The following is a 5132-nucleotide window of genomic DNA, read 5'->3' as shown; positions in this document are numbered from 1 at the left end:
TTCCGCATCCGAGCAGCGGGCCCGCGGACGAACCATCCTCATGGAAGTTGGCGGTCCGCTGGTGGGCCGTAAACGGGATCGTGCCGACACGGGATCCGGACGGAAAATACGCCTGCAATACTCTCGTCAGCCCCCAAGGAGTTCGGGACGTTGACCGTCCATTCCCGAAAGACAGTGCATGAACGCGATTGATGAAAAGCTGCAACCGATCCTGAGCACGGTCTTGCACCGCAACGCCGGCGAACAGGAGTTCCATCAGGCCGTCCACGAGGTGTTGGAAAGTCTCGGCCGCGTCATCTCGAAACATCCCGAATATGCTGACGAGGCGCTGATCGAACGGATTTGTGAACCCGAGCGCCAGATCATCTTCCGCGTGCCGTGGATCGACGACCGAGGCGAGGTGCAGATCAATCGCGGGTTCCGGGTGCAGTTCAATTCCGCCCTGGGACCTTACAAGGGAGGCTTGCGGTTTCACCCCTCGGTCAACACCGGGATCATCAAGTTTCTCGGATTCGAACAGACCTTCAAGAATGCCTTGACTGGCCTGCCGATCGGCGGCGGGAAAGGCGGGTCCGATTTCAATCCCAGGGGTCGCTCGAACCGGGAAATCATGCGCTTCTGCCAGTCCTTCATGATCGAACTGCACCGACATATCGGCGAATACATCGACGTTCCGGCGGGCGATATCGGCGTCGGCGGACGCGAGATCGGCTACATGTTCGGAATGTACAAGCGCTTGACCAATCGCTACGAGGCAGGGGTGCTTACCGGCAAGGGGCTGTCCTATGGTGGTTCACGCGCCCGCACCGAAGCGACCGGATTCGGCAGTGCCTATTTCGTGCAGCGGATGCTGGGCACCCGCGACACCAGCTTCGACGGCAAACGCTGCGTGGTGTCGGGCTCCGGAAATGTTGCGATCTATGCGATGGAAAAGATCCTGTCCTTCGGCGGTACCGTGGTGGCCTGTTCCGATTCCGACGGCTACGTCGTGGACGAGGCCGGCATCGACCTCGATTTGATGAAGGAGATCAAGGAGGTCCGTCGCGACCGGATTTCCGAGTATGCGCGCCTCAAGGGCACAGGAACTCACTACATCAAGAGCGGTTCGATCTGGGACGTTCCCTGCGACGTAGCTATGCCATCGGCCACCCAGAACGAACTGACTGGCACCGATGCCGCGACATTGGTCGAGAATGGGGTGGTTGCCATTGGCGAAGGCGCCAACATGCCCTGCACGCCTGAGGCGATACACATTTTCCAAAAGGCCGGGGTGCTCTTTGCGCCCGGCAAGGCGGCTAATGCGGGCGGGGTCGCCACCTCTGCGCTTGAAATGCAGCAGAACGCCAGTCGCGACAGCTGGTCTTTCGAGAAGACTGAGGAACGGCTGGCCACGATCATGCAAAACATCCACGATGCATGCGCCGAGACCGCAGAGGAGTACGGAGCGCCGGGCAACTATGTCTTGGGCGCGAACATAACCGGTTTCGTCCGCGTGGCTGAGGCCATGCGCGCCATGGGTGTGATTTGACCAACACCGCCTCGCATATGTCAAGCTGGTCGGACTTGAGGATTGGTGCCCGGAGAAGGTCCATACCAGTCTTTTTCCCTTCTTCACTCGCCCTTGAGAAATGTTGTTCCTGTACTGGTACTCGATACGCTCTCGCGCTCCGCAATCCAGGTAACCAACGATCTGGTCATGGCGACGATGAGAATGAAGGTAGGCGGCATCAGCACAAACGGAACCCAATCCAGCTCAGGCGTCGGCGACCGTAGCAGCAGGGTCGGGACATCGCAGGCGGCGGCGATCAGCCAGACCAGGAGGAGAATGGAGATCAGGGAATAGACGGCAAGATACGTCCCGCGTCCGAGTGCGCGGATGGCGAAGTCGCACAGAGGCGGTGCCGTCTGCACGAGATGGGCGGTCATGAATAGGCAAGGGCGAGCCGAACCATGGCTGGACAGGCCGAAAGGAAGATGGAGTGCGGATTCGGTTCAAACCAGCCGGGTACCCGATTGGATGCCGGCCACCATTCCGGAGAGAGAACGATGAAACAGCAGACGAAACCCTTCACCGTTGCCGTGAAGCGGCGCAAATTCGCATCGGCGGGAAAGTCGATCTGGTCCGATGGCCAGCTCGCCGCGATCGCCGAACAGCTTCGCGAGCCAGCCGGTGTCGGCGCGGAGCCCGTTCGCGCGAAGATCGCCGCCGACGCCGGCCGGCCGGCCGAGCCGACCGCTGGTTCCGCGCTCGCCGGGACCGCCGCCACGCCCGAAGACCTCGTGGACAAGCCGCTGCGTAACAAGCCGGGCCGATGGCTGTCCGGACGGCGGCGCGAGGCGGCCGGCGGTCTGCGGCTGGGCGAACGCTGGAAGCGGCATTTGTCTCGCTGGTCGCGCTGATCCGTTCCGCCCGCGGCGCCAGGTTGCGGCGCCCCTCTTTACATCGCGCCGAAGCAGGTTACCTCCGACCACACCGGACAGGGAGGCGAACGGGATCGGCCCGATGGACCTGAAGGCGAAACAGGAGGCGGCGCGGGACGAGCGGAAGTCCAAGGGCGTCCTCAGCGAACACCCGGAGGATCTGCTCTACGGCACCGGCTGGCGCGCGCTCTGGGCGGTCTTTCGCGAGGCGGTGCTGCGGCTTTGGAGCGACGACGCCATGGGCCTGGCCGGCAACGTGGCGTTCCGGACTGTCATGGCGGTCTTTCCCTTCCTCATTTTCGCCAGTTCCCTCACCGCCTTCATCGGCGACCGGGACATGGCCGACGGCCTCATCTCGTTCCTCATCGCCATCGTGCCACCGGCGCTGATCGAGCCGCTGGTCTCCGAGGTCCGAAACATTCTGACCGTCCAGCGGGGCGGCGTGCTGAGCGCGGGTGTCCTGCTGACGCTCTGGTTCGCGGTGGGTGGCATCGACGGCGTGCGCGTCGGTCTCAACCGCGCCTACGGGATACGCGAACACCGGTCGACCATCGTCCTCTACGCGCTGCAGGCGCTGACGGTCGTCCTGACGGGGCTTGTCCTCGTCCTGGTTGGCTATCTTCTCGTGCTCGCGCCGCGGGCCGGATCTTTCCTGCACCGGCTGCTACCGGGCTTCGACCCAACGTCGGTGACCAGCGGCGCCATCCGCTATCCGGCGACCGCCGCGATCCTGGTCACGGCGCTGTTCGTGGCGCACATCTTCCTGCCGGCCCGCCGAACGCGCTTTTCGAGCATCTATCCGGGCGTGCTCTTCACCGTCGGCGCGTGGATCGTCCTCAGCGCGGTCTTCTCGCTCTACCTGACGCGGTTCGCGAACTACGCCAGCTACTATGCCGGGCTCGCGGGGATCATGGCAGCGCTGTACTTCCTCTANCGTGGATCGTCCTCAGCGCGGTCTTCTCGCTCTACCTGACGCGGTTCGCGAACTACGCCAGCTACTATGCCGGGCTCGCGGGGATCATGGCAGCGCTGTACTTCCTCTATTTCGGCGCGCTGGTACTGATCTTCGGTGGCGAACTCAACCGCGCCATCCGGATCCGGCGGCTGGCGCGCGCCGTGCGGCGCCAGCCGCGCTCAGAAAGTCGCGCCAAGTCGAACGCCCGGTCGGGAATGGCGCCGAGCGGCGGCGAACGTCGAACGGAGAGCTGATCGGCCGCCGCCGCCGCGGACCACAAATTGGCCAAGCAGCCGAAACCAGGCTTTGTTGTGATGGAGTCCTCGTAACTACATTTCCACCGAACCGACAGGATGAACAGGAAGCCATGGTGAAGCGGGAATGGAGATGGGTTCGAGACAGGTCTCTTGCCGATGAGGAAAAGGCGACCGTGGCGGCCGCCTGCGATGATTTCATTGCCCGAGTGCTCAAACCTCGCTTCCTGCCGGAGCTCCGCTCGACAGAGTTCAATTATCCGGTGGATATCTTCGGAAAATGGCGGGGAAGCAAATACAGCTTCATCACGCGTTACCGCTCGGGCTTTCCCGAAAATTCCGGACAGGAGTTCGATTCAGCCTTCACCCGGCTCGACCATGATGAAGATGGCCTTGACGCAATCCGCTTCGACGTGATGTGGCACAGACATAACGGAGAGTGGCGGCGCCTTCATTCAGCCGTAACGCTCGAAGAGGCTTTGGCGCTCATCGAAACCAACCCGTTACTTCAGCCGATTGCGTGATGTCCGAGGTTCGATGCCCTTTGACGTCGATGCGCTGCGCGCCGTTGCCGGCAAGAAAGTTTTTGCGCGCGGACGGGCCTATCAAATGGGCGGCCAGGTGGAAATCCCCGACCTCGACGCTGCGCGCGTGGACAACTGCCCGCGTGCTGGCGCAGGTCGCCGGAACGGACGAGCACCGCACCGTCCTCACCGGACGGGGCACGGAAATCGATGGGGAATGTTCCTGCCCGGCCTTCCGGGATCGGGGCCTTTTTGCAAGCACATGGTGGCGATGGCGCTGGCGGCTAGCGAAGCCCGCCAGAACCGACTGGCCCAGAGACTCGCCGCCGCTAAGGGGGCGCCGGCAGGTGGGTCCAGGATGAGGTGGTCCTGGAGTTGATGAAGGCAGCGTCCCGCCACCAGGTCGCTATGAAATTTCACGAGGACTGCGCCTGATCGCAGCGCAATTTGCCCGCCGCCAAGGGCCGCAGAATTTCATTCAACATCGGACCGCGTGCCGGCCAGTTTCGGCAGATACGGCTTCCGACCATGAGCCAATTCACGAACAGTCTTCCGCATGCCGTTGATTTCAGCCAGCCGATATCCACCCAGCCTGCACCTCACAATTTGCAACCGATTCCAGCGGCCTCGCGTAGCGAAAAGGAGCTCGATGCCATGGCCTCAACGACGCGCAAAGGAAAGCCAGAACATGCTTCCAAAGGGTAGGACATGACGCTCGCCCATGTGAAATCTCCCAGCCCACCCGTCTGATATAAACGTATTCTCCAGCAGGGCATCCATCAGGTCAGGACGTTTATCCGGGCAATGGGAAAAGCCGGCCCCCTGCCCCAGCTTTGGATACACCAATGACGCCGGGGCCCACATCGAAATGGTCTGCCCCCAGGAAAGTGGCTCTTGCGCAGGTTGTGTGGTTCATGTGCGCCAGGAGGAACCGTTGGCGAAGAAGATCGAGGTTTCCGCGTCCGTACATTGAACGCT

The 5132-nt window shown here is 62.3% G+C and carries 7 protein-coding genes; 6 read left to right on the top strand and 1 reads right to left on the bottom strand.

Features of this window, described 5'->3' with window-relative positions; translation table 11 throughout:
- Positions 1–178 precede the first annotated feature (178 nt).
- Positions 179–1528: an NADP-specific glutamate dehydrogenase gene (gene gdhA, locus VQ044_RS23655; RefSeq protein WP_327650073.1), complete on the top strand. Its 1350-nt coding sequence runs from the start codon at positions 179–181 to the stop codon at positions 1526–1528.
- Between the two features lie 83 nt (positions 1529–1611).
- Here the strand turns inward: gdhA and VQ044_RS23650 are convergent, their stop codons facing one another.
- Positions 1612–1926, bottom strand: coding sequence for an NnrU family protein (locus VQ044_RS23650; RefSeq protein WP_327650071.1), 315 nt, complete (start codon positions 1924–1926; stop codon positions 1612–1614).
- A gap of 120 nt (positions 1927–2046) precedes the next feature.
- Between VQ044_RS23650 and VQ044_RS23645 the strand changes: the two genes are divergently transcribed.
- From VQ044_RS23645 to VQ044_RS25935, 5 genes are all read left to right on the top strand, one after another.
- Complete coding sequence (locus tag VQ044_RS23645; protein ID WP_327650069.1) at positions 2047–2400, top strand: hypothetical protein; 354 nt, start codon at positions 2047–2049, stop codon at positions 2398–2400.
- Between the two features lie 103 nt (positions 2401–2503).
- Entirely contained in the window at positions 2504–3394 is an 891-nt protein-coding gene (locus tag VQ044_RS23640) for a YihY/virulence factor BrkB family protein (protein WP_331827809.1), read from the top strand.
- Positions 3395–3441: 47 nt separating this feature from the next.
- Entirely contained in the window at positions 3442–3630 is a 189-nt protein-coding gene (locus tag VQ044_RS23635) for a hypothetical protein (protein WP_442880748.1), read from the top strand.
- Between the two features lie 113 nt (positions 3631–3743).
- A complete protein-coding gene (locus tag VQ044_RS23630; RefSeq protein WP_327650066.1) occupies positions 3744–4154 on the top strand; it encodes a DUF3024 domain-containing protein in 411 nt (136 codons plus the stop codon).
- 528 nt (positions 4155–4682) lie between these two features.
- A complete protein-coding gene (locus tag VQ044_RS25935) occupies positions 4683–4859 on the top strand; it encodes a DUF3008 family protein (RefSeq protein WP_442873007.1) in 177 nt (58 codons plus the stop codon).
- Positions 4860–5132 lie beyond the last annotated feature (273 nt).

This window comes from Aurantimonas sp. C2-5-R2, from assembly GCF_036549495.1.
In the GTDB taxonomy this organism is placed as follows: Bacteria; Pseudomonadota; Alphaproteobacteria; order Rhizobiales; family Rhizobiaceae; genus Aurantimonas; species Aurantimonas coralicida_A.
This window is presented reverse-complemented; position numbering and strand designations above follow the sequence as displayed.

What these genes read in the sequence shown, in the direction of transcription:
- gdhA (WP_327650073.1), top strand. Translation starts at nt 179, where the DNA reads ATGAACGCGATTGATGAAAAGCTGCAACCGATCCTGAGCACGGTCTTG.
- VQ044_RS23650 (WP_327650071.1), bottom strand. Translation starts at nt 1,926, where the DNA reads ATGACCGCCCATCTCGTGCAGACGGCACCGCCTCTGTGCGACTTCGCC.
- VQ044_RS23645 (WP_327650069.1), top strand. Translation starts at nt 2,047, where the DNA reads ATGAAACAGCAGACGAAACCCTTCACCGTTGCCGTGAAGCGGCGCAAA.
- VQ044_RS23635 (WP_442880748.1), top strand. Translation starts at nt 3,442, where the DNA reads ATGGCAGCGCTGTACTTCCTCTATTTCGGCGCGCTGGTACTGATCTTC.
- VQ044_RS23630 (WP_327650066.1), top strand. Translation starts at nt 3,744, where the DNA reads ATGGTGAAGCGGGAATGGAGATGGGTTCGAGACAGGTCTCTTGCCGAT.
- VQ044_RS25935 (WP_442873007.1), top strand. Translation starts at nt 4,683, where the DNA reads ATGAGCCAATTCACGAACAGTCTTCCGCATGCCGTTGATTTCAGCCAG.